The following is a 23,419-nucleotide window of genomic DNA, read 5'->3' on the forward strand; positions in this document are numbered from 1 at the left end:
TGTTTGTTTTCATTGGGCTGCCATTCTCCGGCAGGGGCGCGGGGCTGAACGCCCGTATTTTGGGGCGGATGGCCATCCGCCCCTACGGAAGAACGGGATTCGTCTACTGGGCGGGTCAAACGGCATTGAGGTTAAATCATTTTGTCCCCGCTCGAAACCCGCCGGTGATAAAACCATTGGTGGGTTGGCTGCTCTGCTAACTGCTTGTATGAAAAAACTCTTAACCGCGCGCCGCTCCGCAATTCTACCTTTGATTGTCGCATTTATGGCGGCGTGGTAGAATCGGAAAGAAGGTTTTCTCACCCGCGAATTCCTTTCTGCCTGCATGTTCAAGGAGAATCACATTAACATCCGCTCGCTTGCCTGGCATGATTTAATCACCCTCTACCGCCGCCGAGACCAGGTTCTGCTGCTCGATAGCGCCGCGCTGCTCACTCGCGGAAATGCCATTGGCCTCTCCGCGATGCTGGATTATCTCAACCCCAACCGCGGAATTTTCACCGGGGTTTACGCCGCGAACAACGCGCAAGAGTCTCTGATTGGCCAGATCCAATTCACCCTGGGAGAGCGCGCCGCTCACCTGGCCTTTTTGCTATCCGATGATGCGCCCGACCCCGCCCGGCTGGCTTTTCTGCTGGACGGTCTGGTTCACAAAGCTGGTGAGTTGGGCGCGTACAGCCTGGTGGCCGAGTTACCCGAAGACAGCCTGCTTTTTGTGCGCCTGCGCCGCGCCGGGTTTGTGGTTTATGGCTGGCAGCAGGTCTGGCAGCTTCCCATCCAGGAGCATGTAGACACGTCTAAGGGGGGCTTTTGGCGCGCGATCTCAAGCGCGGACGAGTTCCATGTGCGCTCGCTTTACCAGTCGTTGGTGCCTTCGCTGGTGCAGTGCGCCGAGGTATTCAATGATCACCAGTTGAACGGACTGGTCTACGAGCAAAATGGCGAAATCAGCGCCTATGTGGAGGGTGTATCCGGTCCGCGCGGATTTTATGTGAACCCCTTGATTCATCCATCGGTGGAAGACGTGAACCAGCTTATCCAAAGCCTGCCCGGCCAGCTTCAGCCGTTGATGGGACGGCCGGTGTACCTGGCAGTGCGCTCGTATCAGGGCTGGCTCGAAGCCGTGCTGAGCCAAATGGGCGCGCAATTGTACGAGCGTTACGCCCTTCTGGTAAAATACTTTACCTTACCGCAGCGCAGCGCTGTGCCCGCAGCCGCGCGGGCGGTGATGGAAAACCCCAACGCCAAACCCGCCGCGCCGATCATGAATCACTTTTTGGAACCGAAAAGCGAACCCGCCCGCCTGACCGGGCATGGAAATAAAGAATGACACAAAGAAGAATAACTGATAACCTGGAAAACCTGTTGGAGGTGCTGCCGCCGCACATCTCACACGCGATTGAGGCCGCAAACAACTCGGATAAATTGATTGAGATTGTCATGGATTTGGGCCGGCTGCCGATGGCGCGCTTTGTCGACGGCGAGCTGCCGCTCAGCCATCACGAAGTGCTGCGCGAAGAAATTGACTATGTGGTTGAGCGCATCGGTGATTTTGACGCCGATAATCGCGCCGGCCTGGAGCGCACCCTGCACCGTATTTCGGCCATTCGCAACCGCCGCTCTGCAATTGTGGGCCTTACCTGCCGGGTAGGCCGCGCCGTTTATGGCACCATTGATATTCTGCAAGACCTGATCGACTCGGGCAAATCGCTGCTCATCCTCGGCCAGCCGGGAATTGGTAAGACCACCATCCTGCGCGAGGCCGCCCGCACCCTGGCCGAAACCAAGCGTGTGGTGATTGTGGACACCTCCAATGAAATTGGCGGCGACGGCGACGTACCCCACCCCGCGGTGGGCAAAGCCCGCCGTATGCAGGTGGCCCAGCCTTCCCTTCAGCATGAGGTGATGATCGAGGCCGTGGAGAATCACAACCCTGAAGTGATCGTGATTGACGAAATTGGCCGCGAGCTGGAAGCCGCCGCCGCGCGCACCATTGCCGAGCGCGGCGTGCAGCTCATCGGCACCGCCCACGGCCGCACGCTGGAAAATCTGCTGATGAACCCCACTCTCTCCGATCTGATCGGCGGCATTGAGGCGGTTACCCTTTCGGACGAAGAAGCCCGCCGCCGCGGCACGCAAAAAACCGTGCTGGAGCGCCGCTCGCCGCCCACCTTTGACGTGCTGATCGAGATCAAAGAGCGCGATTACCTGGTGATTCACCCCGATGTGGCTGACGCCGTGGATACTCTGGTGCGCGGCTTTGAGCCGCAGATCGAAATTCGCCGGCGTGATGAACACGGCAAGATCGTTATCGAAAAATCCTCCGCCCCGGTGATGGAATCGTTCCAGAACGGCGGGCAACGTCGTCCCATCGCCCCGGCGGGCAAGCGCGAAAAAGCGCCAGCCGTGGCTCAGAGCCGTTCTGAAAACATCGAATTCGTGCGCGAGAGCCGCGAGCGCTTTGAAGAAGCCTCTCAGCCGCCCATACCGGCTCAACCAATGCGCGTTTTTGCTTATGGGGTGGCGCGCAACCGCATTCAGCAGGCCGCCCGCCGCCTGAATGTGCCGATTATGCTGGTCAAAGACTTTGGCGACGCGGATGTGCTCATCACCCTGCGAACCTACTACCGCAACCGCCAGCGCACCATTTTAGACGCTGAAGCGCGCGGCATGCCCATTTATGTGCTGCGCGCCAACACGGTGGCGCAAATGGAACAGGCCCTGGCCGAGATCTTCAATCTGCAGGTTGACCGCTCGGAAGCCGATTGGGAGCAGGTGGCCAACTCCACCGCTTCGGCCATTGAGGCGGTGCTCAACGGGCAGCGCTTTATCGACCTGCCCCCCGCCACGGCCGCCATTCGCCGCCTGCAGCACGAGATGGCCCGCCAGGCCAACCTGGTATCGCATTCCTACGGCAAAGAGCCGCGCCGCCGCGTGCGCATCTACCGTGAGTAACCCACTTTTTTCAGGCCAAGGAGCAGCGCATGTTCATTACCCTGGAAGGACCCGATGGAAGCGGCAAATCTTCGCAGATTGAGCCCCTGGCCGAGTATCTGCGCCAGCAGGGTTTTTCCGTCATCACCACCCGCGAGCCAGGCGGCACTTCCATCAGTAACCAGGTGCGCGATGTTCTCAAGAGCATGGAGAACAAATCCATGCACCCGCGCACCGAGATTTTGCTCTTCTGCGCGGCGCGCGCCCAACTGGTGGAAGAGGTGATTTGCCCGGCTTTGGAAAAGGGAATGATTGTGCTCAGCGACCGCTACGCCGATTCAACCCTCGCCTACCAGGGCTACGGTCACGGCTACGACCTGGACTTTCTGCGCTCGCTGCTCAACTTCGCTACCGGCGGCCTGTGGCCCGACCTGACCCTTTACCTGGATGTGGACGCTGAAACCGGCCTCAACCGCCGCAAGAGCGGCGGCGGCGAATGGAACCGCCTCGACGATTATGCCCTGGCCTTTCACCGCCGCGTGCGCCAGGGCTATGTGGAACTGGCCGCCCAGCAGCCGCAGCGTTGGGTAACCGTGGACGCCGGACAACCCATGCAGGTTGTGCAGCAAGAGCTGCGCCGCATCGTCACACAGCGATTAAAGAAGTAAAATTACACACTCATTCCTTAAGTTGTTATAGGATGAGAGCGTTGTTAAAACTGTACACAATGGCAGGGCGCACCCTATTTTCTCCCTGTCTGAAAGGACAAACCGAATGAAAAAGATGTTATTTGCAGCCAGTATCTTTGCCATGCTGCTGCTCGCCGCCTGCGGCGGGCAAACGGCTACCCCCACCGCCGAGGCAGAAAGCCCCGCGCCGGCAGCCGTCGAGCCTACCCAGGCTCCCGTCCAGTCTTTTGAGACCAGCCCGGCCGTGTGCCGCGTGGTGGGTCTATTGGAAGTGCCTGAGACCAGCGGCTTTGCTCCGCTGAGCGACACGGACTGGTTGCACGGCAACCCCGAAGCTCCGGTGTCCATTATTGAATACTCTGAGCTGCAGTGCCCTTACTGCGGCCAGTTTGAGCCGGTGCTGACCGAGTTCATTGAAACCTACCCCGACCTGGCGAATTCTGTTTTCCGCCACTTCCCGCTCACCAGCATTCACGACAAAGCGCTGCTGGGCGCGCGCGCGCTGGAAGCCGCTGGCCGCCAGGACCCCAAATACTTTGAAGATCTCAAAAACCTGGCCTTCAACAAGCAGGCCGAATGGGGCGAAAAGACCGAAGCTGAATTTGAACAGTGGCTGATCGACCAGGCCGGCACGGTGGGTTTTGACGCCGAACAGTTCAAGGCCGACCTGCAAGACCCGGCCATTGAAGAAAAAGTGCTGGCTGATATGGAGACCGCGCAAAATGCCGGTGTGGCTTACACCCCATTTGTAACCATTAACGGTTTTGTCTACGAAGGCGAGCGCACCGTGCCAGCTCTGAAGGCCATTTCTGACGCGCTGGTTGCCCTGGAAGAAAAAATCGGCGCCGAAGCCCTGGCCCAGATTCCCCCCATGATCATCAGCACGCCCGAATCGGTGGACCTGGTGGTGCAGACCTATCAAGACCTGCAGAAACAATACGGAGAGGACTTTCTCGCCAGCGTTCCCCGCCAGCTCTTTATGTACACCCCCGAGAACGTGGTTGAAATTGTTGGCCTGTACAACCAGCTCAGCGTAACCCTCGGCGACCGCATCTACGACGCGTGCCCGCCGACTGTGATTGACCCGACCAAGAAATACACCGCCACCATCGAGACCACCAAAGGCAACTTTGTGATGGACCTGTACGCCGACAAAGCCCCGGTAACGGTCAACAGCTTTGTCTTTTTGGCCAACGAAGGCTGGTTCAACGATATTCCCTTCCACCGCGTGATCGACGGCTTTGTTGCCCAGACCGGCGACCCCAGCGGTTTGGGGTTGGGCGGCCCTGGCTACCAGTACAGCAATGAGATCAGTGACCTGGGCTTTGATAAAGCCGGTGTGGTGGGCATGGCCAATGCCGGCCCTGAGAGCAACGGCAGCCAGTTCTTCATTACCCTCGCGCCGGTGGAGCAGCTCTCTGGCAACTACACCGTCTTCGGCCAGGTAACCGAAGGCATGGACGTGGTCTCCAGCTTGAACAAAATCGATCCGTCAGCCAACGAATCGGTTGAAAACGCGGACCGTATCATCAAGGTAACCATCAGCGAACAGTAACGCGCAGCGGGGTGGCGGAATGAATCGAAACGTAAAATGGGGATGGGCCGGTTTGTGTGTGGCTGCGGTGCTTTTCCTGGCAGGCTGCCAGTCGCAGGTTGAGATTGCGCCTGTAGAGACGCCGCTGCCGCCCACCCAGCCCGTGCTGGCGCCGCCACCCGCGGCGGCTGACAACCTGGAAGAAGTCATCGCGCAGAGCTGCACCGTCACCAGTCCGGCGGAGGGCGCTCAAACGCAGACCTCGGCTTACCCTGGCGTGCGCCAGACCGACCTGGTGTTTGGCCCCGACAGCGCGCCGGTAACCCTGGTGGAGTACACCAATTTTCTCTGCGGTCACTGCGCCGCGCTGGACATCACTCTAAGCGACCTGCGCAGCGCCTACCCCGCTGATTTACGCATCATTATGCGACATTACCCCTTTCGCGGGCAGGATACTGTGGTTCTCGCCGCTCAGGCGGTAGAGGCGGCTGCCCGGCAGGATATTGAAAAAGCCTATTTGTTAAAGAGCTATTTGTTCCGTTCGCCCGGCGAATGGAAAGACCTGCCGCTCAATCAGCTGCAAAGCTGGTTGGGCGAGCAGGCCGAAACCCTGGAACTGGACCGCGCGCGCTTTCTGGACGATTTGAACAGCGAAGCGGTTCAGCAAAAGGTGCTGGATGACCAGGCCGAAGCGCGCAGCCTCAATATTCCCGGCACGCCGTTTGTAATCATCAACGGCAAGGCGTATGCCGGCCCGCGTGATTATGCCAGCCTGGAAACCATCATCAACCTCAATAAGCTGGAAGAACTGCAGTTCAGTGAGTGCCCCGCGCCGCAAATCAAAGCCGGCCGATCTTACACCGCTACCTTCCACACCAGCAAAGGCGATGTGCTGGTGGAGCTTTACCCCGACCAGGCCCCCGCGGCAGTCAACAACTTTGTTTTCCTGGCGCGTGGCGGCTGGTACAACGAAACCATCTTCCACCGTGTCATCCCGGGGGTGATCGCCCAGGGCGGCGATCCGTCGGGCACCGGTTATGGCAACCCTGGCTACGCCTTCGCCGATGAGATCGGCACGCTGACCTTTGACCAGCCCGGCATGCTGGCGATGGCCAATTCGGGACCCAACACCAACGGCAGCCAGTTCTTTATCAACACTTCGCCCCAGCCCGATTTCAACGGCAAGTATCCCATTTTCGGGCGGGTGGTGCAGGGGCTGGACGTGGTGAAAAGCCTTGCCCCGCGCGACCCCTCGGCCGGCGCGCCACTTTCCGACGCGGACCGCATTCTCTCCATTACCATCGAGGAACAATAGTGCAGCCTACGCAAAAAACGCATTGGCCTTCCGTTCTTCAGGTCGCTTTAAGCGGCCTGATGTTGATTTTGCTGCTGCCCTCGGCGGCCGGGCTGCTGGTTGTGTCTGCGATGGGCGGCCTGGCGCAGGGCGCGTCTGGGCAGGAGGTGATCTCGCTGGTTCATCTGGCCTGGATGGCGGCGCTGGGGGCCGCGCTGCAGGCGCCCGCGCTGGTCTTTGGCCTGGCGCGCCTGCTCAACTGGCCTCTGGCCCAAAAAGAGCGCAATCCGCGTCGCTGGCTGCTGCTGGCGCTGGCCGCTTGGCCGCTGGCGCTGGCCGCCGGGTACGGTGTCAATCAACTCCCCGGCCTGTCGCTGGTCTTACTGCCGCCGCTGCAGATTGCTGTGGTGGCCCTGCCGCTGGCTGCCTTTGTGCTGTTGGGTCAGATGGGCCTTCCGCGCCTTACCCGCCAGCAAAATTGGGGAACGGTTAGTTTTAGCCTGGCGATAACCCCGCTGGTAACCATCGCCGCTGAAGGTGTGGTGGGCGGGCTGCTGTTGGTGGCCCTGGTGGTGTGGTTGACGAGCAACCCCGAGGCGATGGAACAGATCTACCGCGCCGGGCAGCGTCTCTCGAATGCCCAGATGGACCCCGAAGCGCTCTCGCGGATCATTGCGCCTTTCTTAAAGAACCCGCAAATTATCATCGGCGCGCTGACCTTTACCGCTGGTCTGGTTCCGCTGCTGGAAGAGCTGTTCAAACCGCTGGCGCTGTGGCTGCTGGCCGGCAAACGCCTCACCCCCGCGCAGGGCTTCAGCGGCGGTCTGCTGGCCGGGGCGATGTTCGCTCTGTTTGAAAGCCTGGGCATGCTGGCCTCGGCCGCAGGCGCGCAGGATTGGCTGACCCTGGTGATTGGGCGTACCGGCACCGGGCTTCTGCACGTGGTTACCACCGGCCTGGTGGGCTGGGGGCTGGCCAGCGCATGGCAGGCGGGCCGTTACTTGCGCCTGGGGCTGGCTTATCTGTGCGCGGTGCTGCTGCATGGCATCTGGAATCTGTTTGGTATTCTCATGGGGCTGCTGCCGGTGGGCGGCGCGGTTGATCTTCCGCAGAACTTGCAGGGCCTCACGCGACTCTCGCAGGTTGCCCCGCTGGCGCTGGGCGTTTTGTTTCTGGTTTTATTCTCGATTTTGCTGCGCGGCGCGAGCCTGCTGAGGCAAGAGGGCAATCCCATCAGAATTGATATTTCAAACCATGAAAGGGTTGATCCCACCCAAGCCAAAGGTGTCTCGACCCAGGGCAGGGAATGAGAAAAAAGCAGTTATTTTGCCCCGCATTGCGGGGCAAAATAACTGCAGAAAGAAATCTTTCTCCCCTTCCCGATTCGGGAAGGGGTTGGGGGATGGGTAAAACCCATTGCAAGTTCCATGAAAAAATCGATGCAGTCACCCTGGTTGCGCCAGGAGCAACTCAAACCATAAAATTGTGTTATGGTTAACTCAGGGCGATCTCATTACAACTTGCATTGATAAAAAAACTCAACCTCTGCAGGAGCGGTGTGCATGAAGCGTGAAACGCTGGTTAAAATCTTTAAGTTCTTATTCAAACATCTGACCCGGTTATCCTACGAGGGGATGGAAAATATTCCTGCTGTGGGAGGCGTGATCATTGCCACCAATCACATGAGCCGCCTGGATTTCCCGGCGCTGTTCATGGTCTCTTCCCGCGAAGACATCACAGCCCTGGTGGCCGATAAGTATCAGAGCTATGTCCTCTTTAATTTCATCATCCGAACCGCCGGTGGAATTTACCTCGACCGCTCCAAGGCCGATTTCTCGGCTTTCAGCACGGGGGTAGACTTTTTACGCAAAGGCGGCGCGCTGGGCATCGCGCCGGAGGGCACGCGCAGCAAAGTGGGCGCGCTGCTGGAAGGCAAGCCCGGTGCGGTGCTGCTGGCTACCCGCGCCAAAGTGCCGGTGGTTCCGGTGGCCGTTACCGGCACCGAGGTGAGTGTGAAGCAACTGCTCCGCTTGCGCCGTCCAAAAATTCATGTGCGCGTCGGCCCAGCCTTCACCTACCCACCGCTCGACCGCGACCAGCGTCACGATTTGCTGAAAAAGTACACCGATGAAGTGATGTGCCGCATTGCTGCCATGATGCCCGAAAGCTATCACGGTTTTTACACCGGGCACCCGCGCATTAAGGAGATTCAGGCCGAATTGGCCGCCGCGCATCAGTCGGAGCCGGTTCACCTTTAAGGAAGGCAAGGCAGGGCTGGCTTTTCGGCGGCGGGCGCTGCCTGCCAGAGACCGCACAGCAGAGGGGCGGCTTGCTCGTCCAACGTCAGGGCGTCCTGGCTCAATTGGCGGGCAGATTCAAAATCACCGCTTTCAAGAAATGCTTGAAGAAAAGGCACAAACTCGCGCGCCTGTTGGGGCGTGAGATTTTGTTGTTGGGCTTCCTGCCACAGGCGCAGCACGGCGGGCCAGTCGGCGTAGGCGCGCGCCAGGTCAGCCTGTTCAAAGTACTGGCACCATTCTCCTTGTGGGGCTTCTCCAAACACCTGGCGCACAAATTCGGCATTGTAACCGGCTTCGCGCGCGGGGTACGCGGGGTTGGCCCAGGCGTAGAAGTCTTGTTCTGCGTTGAGCGGAGTTCCGGCGGCGTAGACCGGGTCCAGCACCAGCAGGCAGCCCCCGGCCGGGTTATAGGCCACCGGCAGGCTCTGGCTGACGGTGGATTGGAAGGTCAGATTGCGAAACTCCGCTTTGAGCGTTGAGGTGGGCTTTTTGCCTTTGATCTGCTCAGGGCTCCAGGTGCGCGTGCCGTTGAACCACCAGTAGGGCAGTTCGTCGCTGTTGAGCGCGCCGGCATAGACCAGGTTGGTGTAAAAGGCCACCGAATAGTCGCCGGAGTAGCCGTAGGGCAGCACAGGCCCGATCACCGCGCTGCCGGGCGGCAGCGAAGGCGCGCGCCACAGCAGCTGCCAGGTGTAACTGCGCTGCATCTCCCAATGCAGGCGGTAGCGGTTGAGTTCCAGGGTTTGCGCGGCAACCCCGCCTGCCACCAGCACGGCGAACACCAGGCTCCAGCGCCGCTGCGAAGCAGACAACCACAGCATGCCCGCCGCCAGCAGCAGCACCGCGCCGAACATCATCCCCAGGGTGAAGCGGTCGGAAAACGCCCCGGCGATGGCCTGGCGATTGGTGCTCCACACCGGCAGACCGCCGGAAAGCAGCGCCAGCCCACCCAGCGCCAGCCAGCCCGGCAGGTCGCGCCGCGCCGCTGTTTCGTCAGACGGCTGCCCGCGTAGATAGAAGAAGACCCCTGCCCCGGCCAGCAGGCCCAATCCCCAGCCAAACCAGGTGATTTTCGCATCCAGGTTCAGGGCGGTGGGGTCGAAGGCGTTCAGCCAGGCGAAAATCACCGCGAACAGACCGTCTTGCAGAACCAGTTCCAGCAGGCGCAGCAGCGCGGGCAGCGGGCTGGCCAGCAAGTTCTCAATCAGAATGGGCGGGTTGGGTTCAAATTGCGGGTAGAGCGCGGGGTACAGGAAAAACCGGAAGGCCAAGAAGGCTGCCCCGGCCAGCAGGTAGGGCCACCAGCGGCGGAACACGCGTCGCGCCGTTTGCGCGGCGGGTTCGGCGGGCTGGCGCAGCAGAATCCACAGCAGCAGCGGGCGCGCGGCCTCCAGGCCGACAAAATACTCAATGGTCAGCATGTGAACGGCGGCCAGCAGGGCGGCCAGAGTGGTATACAACCGCCTGCGCCGGGCTGGTTGGCGCTGCGCTTCAACCATCAGCGCCAGCGAGGCGCTGAACAAGGCCAGGGCGGTGAAGTGCTGGCTGTAAGCCACCGAAATGGCCTGCTGGGTAAAGCCGGGGTACACTGCCAGCAGAAAACCAGCCGCATGCGCCAGCCCCGCCTGGCGCGGAAAAACAACCCGCAGGGTGTGCACCAGGGCCAATATCGCCGCCCAGCGCAAGGTCAGCGAGTAGAGCTGCCAGGCCAATGCCGAATTGCCCAGCAGCGGCACGCTGATCAGATAGGTCCAGATGGACAGCGGGCGGTCGGAGAGAAAATAGTTCCAAAACGCGCCGGCCCCGCCCTGCCGCGCCAGAAGCAGCACCTGCCAGTCATCCCAAAAGAAACCCGGCTGCCAGATCTGCAGGCTGTGTGCCAGCAGCATCAAGGCGTATAAAGCCAGCGGGAAGCTCCACGGTTTGCGTGTCCAGCGTTCAAAGTGCGTCATGGGTGCTTAACTCTTCCTGTGGTGGTGAATTTACGGCTTGCGTGCTCTCTGCATGAAGTGAGGCTGTACGGGCGCTTTTCTTCCATCGTGCTTGCGCCTACAATCATACCATAGCGTTGGTATCCTCTGCCTGGGAGGGCGGTATGCTGCAAAGCGGTTTTGTCTGGATTTTGCTGGGATTTGTGATGTTCGGCGGCCTGCATTCGCTGCTGGCCTCGCTGCGCGCCAAAGCCCTGGCCGCGCGCTGGTTTGGAGATGCCGGGCGGCTCGGTTACCGCCTGTTCTTTAATCTCAGCGCGCTGATCAGCTTCGCGCCCATTTTGGCGCTGGTGGCCCTGCTGCCCGACCGGCGCATCTACGCCATTCCGCTGCCCTGGGCGCTGCTCACCGGCGCGCTGCAATTGGCGGCCGCCCTGGGAATGCTGGTGAGCGTGCTGCAAACCCACCCGCTGCACTTTTTAGGACTGGAACAATTGACCAGGCCTGAATCGGCGGGCGACCACCCGCGTGAGCTGGTGGTGCGCGGCGCGTACCGCTATGTGCGCCACCCGCTGTACTTCTTCAGCCTGGTGATTTTGTGGCTCAGTCCGCTGATGAGCTGGAACGTGCTGGCGTTTAATCTGGGGGCCACCGCCTACATGGCGCTGGGCGCCTGGCTGCTGGAAGAACCGAAATTGATCCAAGCCTTTGGCGAGCAGTACCGCGCTTACCGCCAAAGCACACCCATGTTGATTCCCCTTATCAAATTCTCTAAAAAATAACCCTCTGCTGCCCTATGCCCCTGCTCTGGCTTTCAATGGCGTTCATCCTCGGTCTGCTGCTGGCAGAAGCGCTGCCTTTGCCCTGGCTGGTGTATGCCGGGCTGGCGGCGGTGCTTGGGCTGCTGGCCTGGCTGGAGCAGCGCCGCGGCTGGTGGAAGGCCTGGCGCAAATGGTGCCGCCTGCCTGTGGCTTTGGTGCTGGCGGCGGTGATGCTGGGCGGCCTGCGCGCGCAATTGGCGAGGCCCGCCTGGCTGCCTTCGGAGCTGGGCTGGCACAATGATCTGTATGCCAGCGCGCGCGTGGAAGGGGTGCTGGCTGTGCCGCCCGACCAGCGCGAGAGCGGCACGCTGCTGCGCCTGCGCGCCGAGCGCCTGCTGGTGAACGGCCAGATCTACCCGGTCAGTGGTCTGCTGCAGGCGCGCGTGAAACAAGCGGGAAACTGGCAGTACGGCGACGCTGTCGCTTTGCAGGGACGCCTGCTCACCCCGCCGGAGGGCGGCGGTTTCTCTTATCGCGATTACCTGGAGCGCCAGGGTATTTATTCTTATATGCTCTTCCCGCAGGTGGAAGATCTGCCTAGCGCGCCGCGCAGTGGCCTGCTGCGCGGCCTGTACGCCCTACGCGAGCAGGCCTACCGCCGCCTGCAGGGCTTTTTGCCCCACGATGAAGCCGCTCTGCTGGGCGGAATTGTGCTGGGCATCGAGTCGGATATTCCCGCTGAGGTGGAGCGCGATTTTCAAGATACCGGCACGGCGCATATTGTGGTGATTTCCGGTTTCAATATTGCCATATTGGCCGCCCTCTTCGCGCGTCTGGTGGGGCGCTTTTTCACCCGCTGGTGGATTCCGCCGCTGGCCGGGCTGGGGGTGGTGCTGTACACCCTGATGGTGGGCGGCCAGCCGCCGGTAACGCGCGCGGCGCTGATGGGTGTAATGGGCCTGCTGGGCGAGCAGCTTGGGCGGCGGCAGAGCGGGGTCAACTCGCTGGCCTTCACCGCCGCGCTGATGTGCCTGTTCAATCCGCAGCTTCCCTACGACGCCAGTTTTCAGCTCTCCTTCGCGGCCACGTTGGGGCTGGTGCTGTACGCCGCCCCGCTGCAGAACGGGTTTGAGGCCTGGGTCGAGCGGCGCTGGGGCGAGGCGGCGGCAAAACGCTGGGGCGGTCCGGTGAGTGAGTATGTGCTCTTCACCCTGGCCGCGCAGCTCACCACCCTGCCGGTGATTGTGCTGCACTTCCAGCGCGTCTCGTTGAGCGCGCTGATTGCCAACCCCCTGGTGCTGCCGGTGCAGCCGCTGATTATGGTGCTGGGCAGTCTGACCGCGCTGGCCGGGCTGGTCTTCGCGCCGCTGGGGCAGCTGCTGGCCTGGCTGGTGTGGCCGCTGCTGGCCTATACCCTGCGCGCGGCGCACCTGCTGGCCAAACTGCCGGGCGGCGCGCTGGATACGGGCGCGGTCTTGCCGCTGTGGGCGCTGGTGTTTTACGCGCTGCTGTTGCTGCTCACCTTGCGCTGGAAGCAGATCGCCGCGCGAAAAGCGCCGCTGCGCTTTGCCGCCCTGGCGGCGGGTCTGATGGCGGCCAGCGCGCTGGTGTGGCAGGCGGTTCTGGCGCGCCCAGACGGGCGGCTGCACCTGATCCTGCTGGATGCCCGCGGCGGCCCCGGCTTGCTGGTGATCACCCCGCGCGGACAAACCCTGCTGGTGGAGAGTGATTCGGCCAGCCCAACCGCGCTGCGACGCGCGCTGGGGCGGCGGCTTCCGCTGCTGAACCGCCAGCTCGATGCGCTGCTGCTGGCCGGCGGTGCGCCTTCCGCGGCCAACCTGCAAGGGCTGGCGGCGCGGCAGGTGTTTGCCGTGCCAGAGCCAGCCGATGAATCGCCGTGGACGTCCCTGGCGGAGAATGGTCGTATAGGGTTGGAAGGCGGGGTTGAGCTGGAACTGGAAACGCCCTGCGCGCAGGGCGCGGCGCTGACGCTGCGTTACGGTGATTTTTCCGCGCGCATGCCCGGCGGCTGTGAAGAAGACCAGGAGGCTCTGTTGTGGGTGGAAACGGCAGGCGGCGACCCGCTGCTGGCCGTCGCTCAGGGACGAATGGAGATCAATGGGGCGCGCCAGCCCGCTCTGCCTCCGGGCGGCTGGCTGGAGCTGGTTACGGACGGCCAGCAGGTGTGGGTTTACAAAAGCCGCTAGTGGGTTAAGCAACCGCCCGCCCGGGGACCGGGCGGGCAGCCTTAAGGGGAAAGAAGATTTCCCGCGGATGGCTTACAGGCTGGTGAGCAAGTGAAACGGCAGGCTCAGTCCGGCGAAGACCAGACCGATGGTGATGCTGGCGATGATGTACAGCACAAAGCTGACCAGGGCGGTGACGATGGCATCGCTGGTTTCAAACTCCATTGCCTCGCGAATGGCGATCACCCCGGCGATCACGCTCAACACCCAGCCGGTGACCGAAAACAGCCAGCCCACGCAGGGGATGAAGCCCAGCACGCCCAGCAGGCGCGGCGCGTTGGCGTAGCCCAGCACGCGCAGCATCTCTTCGACATTGCTGCGGCCCTTAAAGAACTGTGTGCCCACAAAATAGGCCACCAGCGACCATAAGATCCAGCCAAACAGCAGGCTGTTGGCCACCTGAGCCAGATAGGCAAACAGCGCGCGCGGCCCCGCGCCCAGCATGCCCAGCGACGAGATCAGCGCCACCCCTACAGCGACCAGCGCGCCTTCCGAGGTAAGGGCGGGCAGGTCGGCAACTTCACGGTAAAGACTTTTATCCAGGCGAATGGCCCGTACAATGCGTTCAAACATCGGTTAACTCCTCAATTCAGTGTCTTGGTAATTTCACAGCTATATACGCTGCGGGCGCGAAAAAGATGCAAAACCGCCCCCGGTTGGCGGGTGTGCGCCGCGCGCCGGATTCGGCGCGAAAAGGTCTTGACAAAGTGGGATTTTCGGTAAGAATAAGAAGAACGTTTTTTACCCGATTCTTCTACAATGCGGGCGCGCCTCTGGCGCTCGCGGCGCGTTTTATCATCCAGTGAAATAAGCCCATCACAATGTTTCCGGCAGACCTGTGCGCCCCGGCGCAGAGCGGCTGCGGGTTACCTGTTGTACCCCGTCTGAGCAAGTCGCGGCGCTGGCGGGCGCCGCTGATAGTGATTCATCTTCTTATTGAAATCCATTGTTGATTCAGAAAGGTAAGGAAGGTATGAAGAAGATCGCAGTGATCGGCAGCAGCGGCGGGCACCTGTATGTGCTGGGCGGTAAAGACCCCCAGGCCCTGCTGGGAGAAATTACACGCCAGGCGCAGGCCGCCGGTATGGAGGTGAGCAGCATCGCGTTTGTGGCCGCCTCTGGCACGCTGGACCATGTAACCGCCTCTACCCAGGCGGCGCTGTGGACGCAAAGTGCGGAAGGCCCGCGCGAGGTGTTCAGCGGTACGCTGGAAGACGTGAACGCCCGCGCCCAGGCCGAGATGGACAGCCTGGCGGCGGCCATCCGCGCCGGGGAGGTGGACGGGCTGGTGCTGGTGAGCGCCGACCCCAAAGGCCTGAACCACGCCGCGCTGGAAGCCGCCGCCGAGACGAAGATTCCGGTGGCCGGAACGGGCGGCAGCTCGATGGCCGCCGCGCGTGCCATGGGCGTCAACGTCATCTCGGCGTCGGGCACCACCGGCAGCACCAACCGCACCCGCGCTGTGGGCTACATTTCGGCTTTTGCCAGCGAGTGGAAGCTCAAATACACGCCCGTCATCGGCAGAGCGGCCGAAGCCGCCACGGGCAGCCTGCGCGAGCGCATCAACCTGCGCAGCATTATGATGTCTTCCCTGCCGGCCTTCATCGCCATGGCGTTGATTCTGGCGGTGGGCAAGCTACCCTTCTTAACCGAGTCGGTGGGTCCGCTGTTTGACAAGCTGATCGCCGTGCTGCCGATTGTGGTGGCGGTGGTGGCGGCCAAACAGGTCTCTGGTTTGGACGAAGTGGGCATTGTGGCTGGCGTGATTGCCGGCGCGCTCTCGGTGGACGGCGGGATTCTGGGCGGCATTGTGGGCGGTGTGCTGGCGGGCGTGCTGGCCAACTACCTGCTGCGCTGGTCGTTCAAGATGAAATTCCCGGCGACCACCGCCAGCTTGGTGGCGGGCGCGATCAGCGGTCTGGCGGCTGGCATTCTGGTCTACTTTGTGCTGGCGCCCATCACCCTGTGGCTGGGCAACGGCATCCGCGGACTGATCGAGCAGGCGCTGGCCTTCAGCCCGGTGCTGGCGGGCGCGGTGGCGGGGCTGCTCATCTGGCCGGCGATCATTGGCGGGGTGTACCATGCCGCCATTTTGCCGATTGTGCTGCTGGAAATGGAACAGACCGGCTACAGCTTTTTGGGCGCGGTGGACATGACCGGTCTGGTGATGGTCTCGGCGGGGATTACCCTGGCCAACATCATCGCCCCGCGCGACCGCAGCGAGGCCTCGGTGGCGCTGCCGGGCTTTTTGGTCAACGTGGGTTTTGGCACCTTTGTGGAAGCGGCCTACCCCTTCATGTTCGCCGATAAACGCGTGTTTGCTGGCGCGCTGCTGGCGGCCATGGTCTCGGGCGGGTTCTGCGGCTTCTTCGACGCGCGCGGCACGGCCTATGTGCCTTCGGTGGTCGCGCCGGGGCTGTCGAATAACCCGATGGGCTTCCTCATCTCTATGCTGGTAGCGATGGGCCTGGCGGCCGGGCTGACGATTGTGTTCAACAAGACCGCCAGGAAAGAAACCGCCCAGGCCTGAGCGGGCGGCGGAATGGGAGATTTGGCGGCGTCCTGGGCAGGGCGCCGCTTTTTGATGCGGATCGGTATAATAAAGACAGTAAAAATCCCTAAAAATTGCTTATTGACAGTATAACGTAATACTGTTATAATGACGTTGTCGTCAGTTGAAGGCTGACGATCGGGAAAGGATAAAGCGATGATGAAGCAACAGATGCAGATTGGCGAGCTGGCCGATCGCACAGGCGTATCCACCCGCACCATTCGCTATTACATACAGGAGGGACTGCTGCCTGCGCCTGAGACGCAGGGCAAATACACCACCTACGACGAAGAATATGTGTACCGGCTGGAGCTGATCCAACTGCTCAAAGACGCCTACCTGCCGCTCAAAGAGATCCGCGACAAGATTGCCGGGCTGAGCTTAAGCGAAGTGCGCGGCCTGATCGAGCAGATGCGCGCGCAGGGCTTCCCCAACCAGGGGACGGTGGTTCATGCGGAATCCCTGTTTGTCGAAGCGCCTTCTGATTGGGAAAAACTTGAGGAGCGCACTTATTCCAGGAGGATCGAGCCACGGCCAGAAGCGCAGATGGAGCCGGAGGAGGACATCACCGAGCCGCCAACGAGTATAAGTGATAGCCGGCGCATGCCCAGCCCGAAAAGCGTGAGCGAAGAAGACGACGCGGCGGCTTACCTGGCCAAACTGCGCGACCGCCAGAACCTCAACCGCCCCGCCCCGGCCCGCCGCCAGCCGCCCATGCTGTTTCAGGAACAGGCGGATGTCCGCACCCAGGGCGAAAACTGGCAGCGCATCGAGATTGCTCCCGGCATCGAGCTGCACGTGCGCCAGCCGCTGCACCAAAAAGACGAATTTCGCTTGAAAAAGCTGATTGAATTTGCCAGACACCTGTTTTAGACCCGGCAGCCTGAAGGGGCTGCCCCTTCAGGAGGGAAAAATGACCGCGAAACCGTTCGACATGACCGCCCGTTTGGATACTGATCTGATTCTCATCGCCACGCCCACCCAGCGCGTGCTGCATATTCACCTGCGCGCGCCGCAAGCCCAGGCGCGCCAGCAGCGCACCCCGCTCAACCTGGCGCTGGTGATCGACCGCAGCGGTTCGATGAGCGGCGAGAAACTGGCCTACGTGCGCCAGGCCGCCCTGCACGTGCTGGACCTGCTGGACGAGCGCGACCGCGCCGCCCTGGTGGCCTACGACGACCAGGTGAGCCTGCTCTGCCCCAGCGTGGAGACCTCGCCTGCCAGTAAGTCCCTGCTGCGCAACATGGTGCAAGAGATCCGCTCCGGCGGCATGACCAACCTCTCCGGCGGCTGGTTGGAAGGCTGCCAGCAGATCGCCGCCCAGCTCAACGGCGGGCAGAACGTGGCGCGCTGCCTGCTGCTCACCGACGGGCTGGCCAACGTGGGCATCACCCACGACGAAGAGCTGCAGTTCCACGCCCGCCAGCTGCACCAGCGCGGAGTGGCCACCTCCACCTTTGGCGTGGGGCAGGGCTTCAACGAGCATCTGCTGGAAGGGATGGCCAACCAGGGCGGCGGGCAGTTCTACTTCATTGAGCACCCGCGCGACATTCCGCAGATTTTCGCGCGGGAAATGGGCGAGCTGACCGCCATCACCGCCCGCGGGCTGGAGATCACCATCAGCCTGCCGGAGCAAACCTCGGCCGATGTGCTGGGCGGCTGGCAGCACGACCAGCAGGCCGCGCGGCTCACCATCCGCCTGGGCGATCTGCCGGCTACGGCCGAACGCGACGTGTTTGTGCGCCTGCTCACCCCGCCGCAAGCGGCCGGCAGCGATCGCCTGACGCTCGGCGTGGCCGCCGCGGCCCAGGGCGAAGACCAGGCCAGCCTGACGGCCGCGCAAACCCTGGAGCTGCGCTACGCCCCCGATGAGGCGGTGCGCGCCGCCACGCTGGACGAGACGGTGATGAAGGCCTACGCGCGCGTAGAGGTGGCCGACCGCGCCACCCAGGCCCTGCGCCTGGAACGCATGGGCCGCCGCGATGAGGCCAGCGCCAGCCTGGATGTGGCCCTGCAGATGGCCGCGCCCTTCTTTGAAGAAAAAGACCTGGAGGAATACCGCAGCCTGTCTGAGAAAATGAAAGGCGGCCTGGACGAGGCCGAGCGCAAACTCAACCACTACAGCAACTACCGCCGCAAACAATCCCGCGGCGAATAAACGCAGACCTTCTCTTTCTGGTGGGTTGCGGGGGGAACCGCCAGAGAATCAAACGGGGCAGTCCGGCAGCGGGCTGCCCCTTGATTTTGGATGGATGGGGGAAAGGGGGGTGTTTTATGGTGGGTTGCGGGCGGTGTGGAGCAGCTTTGAGCGCATATCTTCTGGCCGCCCTGCACCCACCCTACGGGTGGCTACCACCCTTCGGGTGGCTTCTCAACCTGCCCTGATACCTCCATCCGATGGTAGGGTGGGTGGAAGGCGGGAAAGGCTACCCAAAATGTAAACCAGCATAACGACCCGCCTGGAACCCACCAATGGATTTTGCTTTGGAAGCCGGGGTTGTTGTTCTATGGTGGGTTGCGGGCGGTTTGGAATAGCTTTGAGCGCGCATCTTCTGGCCGCCCTGCACCCACCCTACGGGTGGCTACCACCCTTCGGGTGGCTTCTCAACCTGCCCTGATACCTCCATCCGGTGGTAGGGTGGGTGGAAGGCGGGAAAGGCTACCCAAAATGTAAACCAGCATAACGACCCGCCTGGAACCCACCAATGGATTTTGCTTTGGAAGCCGGGTCGTCTGGCGGGGACAGGCGCGAGCCTGGAGCGCGAATCGTTGCCGCGAAGGGTTGCATTTATCCAGGTTGTGAATCACAGACGCTTGCGCATGTATGCGCATTCAAACGTTTTTCCACTAATTTCACCAACGGTCTGGTCAAATTTTTGAAACCCCGCTTTTTCATAGGTTTTGATGGCCCGCTGATTGAACATAGCCACACCCAGCCGGATATATTCGCCGCGATACCCAAACCTCCGGGCGGCATATTCAACGCAAGCGGTCACAAAGTCAACCCCAAATCCCTGGCCCACTAAATCTGGCCGGAGACCAAAGCCAATCCAGAGTTCACGCTCACTGATCAGGGCTTGATCATCAAAATTGCAGAAATCAGCGGGCTGCCCCTGCGCATCAAAGAACTCAACAGAAAGCTCACCAACCAGATCCCCTTGCGGGTTGAGAACCGCAAATATTCCTCTCCCCCAGCCTTCCTCATCCAGCATGTGGTCCGCCTCATTGGCGTAATCGTAAATGGAATATTCTTGTTCATACTTCCAGGTATCCACAATCGTGGATGCGTACGCGCGGTTCATGGGAACAAAGTTGTAATTCATTGGAGTCCTGTTTTGAAAGGGTATATCCATTAACCGCCCAGGGGTTTGCGGTATACAGGCTGAAAGCCGGGTCTGCGCCTGGTGGGGGGTGGTGTTAAGCGTGTTTATGATAGATTATTTCAAAATCATGTGCAGTAGCATAAATATGCAGGCCAAGATGAGTATTGTGCAGGCTCTCGTCAATCAGTTTGCAAAATTTAGCCATTACCATGAGAGTTGCTAGTTCATGATTGTTTTTCAAAACCTGATTCGGTTTATCTAGATTCAAATCCGCTTTTTCTTGATTGTATTGTTTGAATAATTCTTGTATAGATTCAAGCCCTTTTAGTGTTACATCTGGAAAATCGGGGGATTGCCAGTCAGAAAGCCAATCAAGATCACTATCATCCTCTGGTAATGCCTCATATCCAAACAAATCAAAAAACCATCGGCTTGGATTAATATCGAAACCGTTCATTTCAAGGTAAATTGCTTTTAATTCAAATGTCTTGTTGCATTCGTATATAAACTTATTAATGGCGTTTTGAATTTCACTCGGGGTATTTGTAAAGTTTGCGGTAATAAGCCCGTTGAATGTTTTATCTTTGCTGTTTTCCATCAATTTGCCAATGAATTGACAGGCCTCATTTGGGTTTTGAATACGTTTATCTACTTCATTCCAGATTTCAATGTTCATCATTCCTGCTCCTTGAAATGGTGTGGTTTAGAATAAAAGAAAGAAACCCACCAGTGGATTGTAGTTCTGGAAGCCGGGTCGTCTGGTGGAGGAGAAAGAATTTGAGCTAGATCACCACAAGGGCTGCAAAATTCGTCAGTATTAATGTAAGAGTGTTTAGGTCTCTCAATTGACCAAAAAAGGTTTATTAAACTATCAATTCAGCCGTAATAATTATTCGAAAATTTCTAGAATTTCCCAATGCCCTTGCCACTGACATAATCGGTTTTCATGAATCGCGTGGTGTGTTGAATCTGGATTGCCAGGTCTGATGCCGCCGTGCCTGCCCAAATAATCTTGATGCGCCTTGAATATATCATCTTTGATCCACCAATCTGGCACAATCCAAAAACGAGGATGTTCATCGTAACTGCCTAGATCAACAAATGCCCAAAAATTCAATTCATCGGACTTGGGCGACATCAACTTACTACCAACAATACTGGAATGCCAGGTTTTTCCACCCCGCTTGGTCTTCACCTGAATGTATACTGTACGGCTTTCGTCACTATTGCAAGCAATTATGTCAATTGTTGGCATATTACCTGCAAATGGAACAGCAAAAGCCCCACGCTTGTTCAATTCGGCGACAATAAAATACTCACCCGCTCGTCCGACTTGTTGATTACTTGCTCCTCGTGATTTTTTCTCGGCCATATTGCATCACCATAAATATGCAAAAACAATCCTTTAGAGGTTTACGTTAACCTTTTTTAGACGAGGATATCCAATGTTGATACGACTATTGCATTAAACTACTTCTTGTATTTCTGAGTACAACATTGGTAGTGCATTTTGTCGTAACCTGAATTTTGTACCGTGATTATGACCTGTGCGAGCATCAAAATCTACAAGTACATTTCCTTCAACAATAGCTTTGACAAAGTTTTCAACACTAAAACCGCGCAGAATTAATATTCGATTGTAGTAAAAAAATTCCTCGTCACCATTCTTCATAACTTCGGCTTGAACATAAAATGTATTTAAAAGTTTTGTGCCTGCTTTATGATATAAGTCATCAAACCCCCAATATGGTTGTGGGGTTAATTCGTCCAAACCGGCACGACTATCAACCCATGCTAACCATTCGGTGTGACGAGGGTCAACTTTGCTTGCGTCAAAGGAAATTAATACTTTTCGGCTGGTTTTGTCTATCTCTACCATGAACCCCCTATCGCTCCGGTCCAGTCCATGGATTGTCTGACGAAAGCTCATTTCGTTCACTGGATATTTTGTGCCCGCAAGTTCGTGTTTCCAACCATAATTTGGTAGAAGTATATTTGGCACAAATTTTAAGGCTCTCGGCGATGGTTCCATATGGAATAGTGTAGTCAAAGCACTTGTGTTTGCTCTCTGACACTTTAATTCCCATTCAGCAGCGTTTGGAATAGGTAAATTGTTTTCTTGAATCCCAAGTAAGTCTTCAAGCGTGTTGCCAATTCCTCCAGAATTACCCGGGCGAGCATTTGGTATCCATCGGCGATTTTTGATTTCTTTTAATGCGGCAATGAGCGATTCTTTGGTATAGGTTTTCATGTTTCGGGTGGTCTCCAAAAGTCTAGTAGGTATTCAAAAGTAGTACCCATAGTAATATAATTGCTCGGATATCCAAAAATACCTATTTTATTAACGATATTTGTCCTATCCCAAATGATCGTATTGCGCAGCTCATAACCACGTTTGCGCAATTCGTTAATGAGGGATACATGGATAGTAATACGCTCATTTTCCCACCACATATCGGGAACGTTGATTACACAATGCCCTTTAGGATGAAGCAGTGGTAATAATCCTTCATAAATATCCCCCATTGCTTTTGTGTAATCTTCCAATGGCATAGTTCCTAAATCTCTTGGATCTTGGGAATATTGCTCTACTTTATGTAATTGTTCGTTGTTTCTCTCACGCCGTGATTTATTTTTTCGTTTTCTATTTAGTAAGTTCGCGTATGGTGGAGAAGTCCATATTAGGCTGACAGAACCCCGCTCTAAATAATTTGGTATATGTAGGGCATCATCTTGAATTGCAACTTGCTGAGCATGATTAAATAAATTATTGCTGGCTAAGCGCTTAACGCATAATTCAATGTAACTTTCTTGCAAATCGAAACCAATTGCATTACGGTTTAAGTCTTGGGCTGCAACAAGCGTAGTACCACTTCCCACAAATGGATCTAGAACTAATTCGCCTTCATGAGTAAAAAGGCTTATTACTTTTTTGGCTAAAGAGATTGGAAAAGTAGCAGGGTGTAAATTCTTATCTCTAATATCTCTACCTTCATAAAAAAATTGCCAAACTCCAATTTGGCTTTTAAGCCATTCTTTTGCAGGCAAGCAATTTAAATTATTCGGAGCACAAGTGCATGTGCGTTTTGTTCCAATGTCTAACTTTGTACGGTAATTTTCGGCTGTTTCTCGAATTGAACGAGGTAATACAATTCCAGCAGGTTCATTATCAGTGGTCATATTAATTTCATTTTCTCCGGCTTTGATTTTACTTTATATCGATGGATAGCAATACCGATTAATTATTTTAAAAGCAAACCTATGTGTATATGTTGCTGGTTACTTTGCATGGTGCATACTGATCAACATTATATACTATAAAGAATAGTTTTTTCCGCGCGCCATTCTTCTACTCATTCCTATCGGTCAGCTCAAACTCGTCGATCAGGAAGCCGTTGTTGGTCTTCATGCCCTTCATGGTGTGGGTCACCAGCAGGGCGGCGGGCCAGTCTTCTTTATCGATGGCGTCGCGCAGGCGGATGGCTTCTTCGGCGATGCGCGCCCAGCGCGGACCGCCCTGAAAGATTTTCTTAAACTTGCCCTGCCAGTTGCCTTCCGCAAAGAGCTGCTGCAGGTCTTCCAGGTTTAACCCGGTGCGCAGCATGAAGGGCGTCAGAATGCGCCGGGTCTGGGTTTCTTTTTTGATGTCGTGGTAAAGCTGCGCGGCCATGCGCTTGCGCGCGCCGTGAAAGAAAGAGGTTTTCAGGTGTGCTTTTTTGGCCAGCTCTTCGTGCGTGCTTTCATTCATCGCGCCGGCTTCGCGGTACAGGCAAAAGACCACTTTGCGGAAGAAGAACAGCGCCTGCTGGGGATCATTCATCGTCATGTTTTGGCTCCATTGTGCGGTTAACTGTTT

At 58.2% G+C, this 23,419-nt stretch carries 20 protein-coding genes; 12 read left to right on the forward strand and 8 right to left on the reverse strand.

Annotated features, from left to right (window positions below; all coding sequences use genetic code 11):
- Positions 1 to 325: 325 nt before the first annotated feature.
- The 7 genes from ADN00_RS08755 (at position 326) to ADN00_RS08790 (ending at position 8,709) form a co-directional block, all read left to right on the forward strand.
- Entirely contained in the window at positions 326 to 1,330 is a 1,005-nt protein-coding gene (locus ADN00_RS08755) for a hypothetical protein (RefSeq protein WP_075062596.1), read from the forward strand.
- Entirely contained in the window at positions 1,327 to 2,955 is a 1,629-nt protein-coding gene (locus tag ADN00_RS08760) for a R3H domain-containing nucleic acid-binding protein (RefSeq protein ID WP_075062597.1), read from the forward strand. The genes ADN00_RS08755 and ADN00_RS08760 overlap by 4 nt, the downstream gene beginning before the upstream one ends.
- Positions 2,956 to 2,984: 29 nt before the next feature.
- Positions 2,985 to 3,602, forward strand: a complete 618-nt coding sequence (gene tmk / locus ADN00_RS08765) for a dTMP kinase (RefSeq protein WP_075062598.1) — start codon at positions 2,985 to 2,987, stop codon at positions 3,600 to 3,602.
- Positions 3,603 to 3,708: 106 nt separating this feature from the next.
- Positions 3,709 to 5,178 carry a peptidylprolyl isomerase gene (locus ADN00_RS19515; RefSeq protein ID WP_082390001.1) on the forward strand — a complete coding sequence of 490 codons (1,470 nt, stop codon included), beginning with the start codon at positions 3,709 to 3,711 and terminating at the stop codon, positions 5,176 to 5,178.
- Positions 5,179 to 5,197: 19 nt separating this feature from the next.
- Complete coding sequence (locus ADN00_RS08780) at positions 5,198 to 6,472, forward strand: peptidylprolyl isomerase (protein WP_075062599.1); 1,275 nt, start codon at positions 5,198 to 5,200, stop codon at positions 6,470 to 6,472.
- The gene (locus tag ADN00_RS08785) at positions 6,472 to 7,761 is read left to right on the forward strand and encodes a PrsW family glutamic-type intramembrane protease (protein WP_075062600.1); all 1,290 of its coding nucleotides are present in this window, start codon (positions 6,472 to 6,474) and stop codon (positions 7,759 to 7,761) included. The genes ADN00_RS08780 and ADN00_RS08785 overlap by 1 nt, the downstream gene beginning before the upstream one ends.
- A gap of 252 nt (positions 7,762 to 8,013) precedes the next feature.
- Positions 8,014 to 8,709 (forward strand): lysophospholipid acyltransferase family protein, encoded by a 696-nt coding sequence (locus ADN00_RS08790; protein ID WP_075062601.1) that lies wholly within the window; start codon positions 8,014 to 8,016, stop codon positions 8,707 to 8,709.
- On the opposite strand, the gene ADN00_RS08795 is transcribed toward ADN00_RS08790, so the two are convergent.
- Positions 8,706 to 10,703, reverse strand: a complete 1,998-nt coding sequence (locus tag ADN00_RS08795) for a hypothetical protein (protein ID WP_075062602.1) — start codon at positions 10,701 to 10,703, stop codon at positions 8,706 to 8,708. The two genes, ADN00_RS08790 and ADN00_RS08795, sit on opposite strands and share 4 nt — an antisense overlap.
- Before the next feature lie 143 nt (positions 10,704 to 10,846).
- Between ADN00_RS08795 and ADN00_RS08800 the strand changes: the two genes are divergently transcribed.
- Positions 10,847 to 11,464 carry a methyltransferase family protein gene (locus ADN00_RS08800; RefSeq protein WP_075062603.1) on the forward strand — a complete coding sequence of 206 codons (618 nt, stop codon included), beginning with the start codon at positions 10,847 to 10,849 and terminating at the stop codon, positions 11,462 to 11,464.
- A 14-nt stretch (positions 11,465 to 11,478) separates the two neighbouring features.
- Entirely contained in the window at positions 11,479 to 13,650 is a 2,172-nt protein-coding gene (locus ADN00_RS08805; protein WP_075062604.1) for a ComEC/Rec2 family competence protein, read from the forward strand.
- Between the two features lie 72 nt (positions 13,651 to 13,722).
- On the opposite strand, the gene ADN00_RS08810 is transcribed toward ADN00_RS08805, so the two are convergent.
- Positions 13,723 to 14,262 carry a YIP1 family protein gene (locus ADN00_RS08810; protein ID WP_075062605.1) on the reverse strand — a complete coding sequence of 180 codons (540 nt, stop codon included), beginning with the start codon at positions 14,260 to 14,262 and terminating at the stop codon, positions 13,723 to 13,725.
- A 400-nt stretch (positions 14,263 to 14,662) separates the two neighbouring features.
- On the opposite strand from ADN00_RS08810, the gene ADN00_RS08815 reads away from it, so the two are divergent.
- From ADN00_RS08815 to ADN00_RS08825, 3 genes are all read left to right on the forward strand, one after another.
- Positions 14,663 to 16,219: a PTS sugar transporter gene (locus tag ADN00_RS08815; protein ID WP_075062606.1), complete on the forward strand. Its 1,557-nt coding sequence runs from the start codon at positions 14,663 to 14,665 to the stop codon at positions 16,217 to 16,219.
- A gap of 177 nt (positions 16,220 to 16,396) precedes the next feature.
- Complete coding sequence (locus ADN00_RS08820; RefSeq protein WP_075062607.1) at positions 16,397 to 17,113, forward strand: MerR family transcriptional regulator; 717 nt, start codon at positions 16,397 to 16,399, stop codon at positions 17,111 to 17,113.
- A 40-nt stretch (positions 17,114 to 17,153) separates the two neighbouring features.
- Entirely contained in the window at positions 17,154 to 18,398 is a 1,245-nt protein-coding gene (locus ADN00_RS08825; RefSeq protein ID WP_075062608.1) for a vWA domain-containing protein, read from the forward strand.
- Between the two features lie 646 nt (positions 18,399 to 19,044).
- On the opposite strand, the gene ADN00_RS08830 is transcribed toward ADN00_RS08825, so the two are convergent.
- From ADN00_RS08830 to ADN00_RS08855, 6 genes are all read right to left on the reverse strand, one after another.
- On the reverse strand, positions 19,045 to 19,563 hold the full coding sequence (locus ADN00_RS08830; protein WP_075062609.1) for a GNAT family N-acetyltransferase: 519 nt from the start codon (positions 19,561 to 19,563) through the stop codon (positions 19,045 to 19,047).
- A gap of 94 nt (positions 19,564 to 19,657) precedes the next feature.
- The gene (locus tag ADN00_RS08835) at positions 19,658 to 20,242 is read right to left on the reverse strand and encodes a hypothetical protein (RefSeq protein ID WP_075062610.1); all 585 of its coding nucleotides are present in this window, start codon (positions 20,240 to 20,242) and stop codon (positions 19,658 to 19,660) included.
- Positions 20,243 to 20,452: 210 nt separating this feature from the next.
- Positions 20,453 to 20,935 (reverse strand): hypothetical protein, encoded by a 483-nt coding sequence (locus ADN00_RS08840; RefSeq protein WP_075062611.1) that lies wholly within the window; start codon positions 20,933 to 20,935, stop codon positions 20,453 to 20,455.
- A 93-nt stretch (positions 20,936 to 21,028) separates the two neighbouring features.
- Complete coding sequence (locus ADN00_RS08845) at positions 21,029 to 21,814, reverse strand: MvaI/BcnI family restriction endonuclease (RefSeq protein ID WP_075062612.1); 786 nt, start codon at positions 21,812 to 21,814, stop codon at positions 21,029 to 21,031.
- Positions 21,811 to 22,743: a DNA methyltransferase gene (locus ADN00_RS08850; RefSeq protein WP_082390003.1), complete on the reverse strand. Its 933-nt coding sequence runs from the start codon at positions 22,741 to 22,743 to the stop codon at positions 21,811 to 21,813. Before ADN00_RS08850 ends, ADN00_RS08845 begins: the two co-directional genes overlap by 4 nt.
- 169 nt (positions 22,744 to 22,912) lie before the next feature.
- Positions 22,913 to 23,389, reverse strand: a complete 477-nt coding sequence (locus tag ADN00_RS08855; RefSeq protein WP_075062613.1) for a hypothetical protein — start codon at positions 23,387 to 23,389, stop codon at positions 22,913 to 22,915.
- Between the last annotated feature and the right edge of the window lie 30 nt (positions 23,390 to 23,419).

This window comes from Ornatilinea apprima, assembly GCF_001306115.1.
Lineage (GTDB): Bacteria > Chloroflexota > Anaerolineae > Anaerolineales > Anaerolineaceae > Ornatilinea > Ornatilinea apprima.

What these genes read in the sequence shown, in the direction of transcription:
- ADN00_RS08850 (WP_082390003.1), bottom strand. Translation starts at nt 22,743, where the DNA reads ATGACCACTGATAATGAACCTGCTGGAATTGTATTACCTCGTTCAATT.
- ADN00_RS08780 (WP_075062599.1), top strand. Translation starts at nt 5,198, where the DNA reads ATGAATCGAAACGTAAAATGGGGATGGGCCGGTTTGTGTGTGGCTGCG.
- ADN00_RS08855 (WP_075062613.1), bottom strand. Translation starts at nt 23,389, where the DNA reads ATGACGATGAATGATCCCCAGCAGGCGCTGTTCTTCTTCCGCAAAGTG.
- ADN00_RS08805 (WP_075062604.1), top strand. Translation starts at nt 11,479, where the DNA reads ATGCCCCTGCTCTGGCTTTCAATGGCGTTCATCCTCGGTCTGCTGCTG.
- ADN00_RS08790 (WP_075062601.1), top strand. Translation starts at nt 8,014, where the DNA reads ATGAAGCGTGAAACGCTGGTTAAAATCTTTAAGTTCTTATTCAAACAT.
- ADN00_RS19515 (WP_082390001.1), top strand. Translation starts at nt 3,709, where the DNA reads ATGAAAAAGATGTTATTTGCAGCCAGTATCTTTGCCATGCTGCTGCTC.
- ADN00_RS08755 (WP_075062596.1), top strand. Translation starts at nt 326, where the DNA reads ATGTTCAAGGAGAATCACATTAACATCCGCTCGCTTGCCTGGCATGAT.
- ADN00_RS08815 (WP_075062606.1), top strand. Translation starts at nt 14,663, where the DNA reads ATGAAGAAGATCGCAGTGATCGGCAGCAGCGGCGGGCACCTGTATGTG.
- ADN00_RS08795 (WP_075062602.1), bottom strand. Translation starts at nt 10,703, where the DNA reads ATGACGCACTTTGAACGCTGGACACGCAAACCGTGGAGCTTCCCGCTG.
- ADN00_RS08800 (WP_075062603.1), top strand. Translation starts at nt 10,847, where the DNA reads ATGCTGCAAAGCGGTTTTGTCTGGATTTTGCTGGGATTTGTGATGTTC.
- ADN00_RS08835 (WP_075062610.1), bottom strand. Translation starts at nt 20,242, where the DNA reads ATGATGAACATTGAAATCTGGAATGAAGTAGATAAACGTATTCAAAAC.
- ADN00_RS08840 (WP_075062611.1), bottom strand. Translation starts at nt 20,935, where the DNA reads ATGGCCGAGAAAAAATCACGAGGAGCAAGTAATCAACAAGTCGGACGA.
- ADN00_RS08810 (WP_075062605.1), bottom strand. Translation starts at nt 14,262, where the DNA reads ATGTTTGAACGCATTGTACGGGCCATTCGCCTGGATAAAAGTCTTTAC.
- ADN00_RS08760 (WP_075062597.1), top strand. Translation starts at nt 1,327, where the DNA reads ATGACACAAAGAAGAATAACTGATAACCTGGAAAACCTGTTGGAGGTG.
- ADN00_RS08820 (WP_075062607.1), top strand. Translation starts at nt 16,397, where the DNA reads ATGATGAAGCAACAGATGCAGATTGGCGAGCTGGCCGATCGCACAGGC.
- ADN00_RS08830 (WP_075062609.1), bottom strand. Translation starts at nt 19,563, where the DNA reads ATGAATTACAACTTTGTTCCCATGAACCGCGCGTACGCATCCACGATT.
- tmk (WP_075062598.1), top strand. Translation starts at nt 2,985, where the DNA reads ATGTTCATTACCCTGGAAGGACCCGATGGAAGCGGCAAATCTTCGCAG.
- ADN00_RS08845 (WP_075062612.1), bottom strand. Translation starts at nt 21,814, where the DNA reads ATGAAAACCTATACCAAAGAATCGCTCATTGCCGCATTAAAAGAAATC.
- ADN00_RS08825 (WP_075062608.1), top strand. Translation starts at nt 17,154, where the DNA reads ATGACCGCGAAACCGTTCGACATGACCGCCCGTTTGGATACTGATCTG.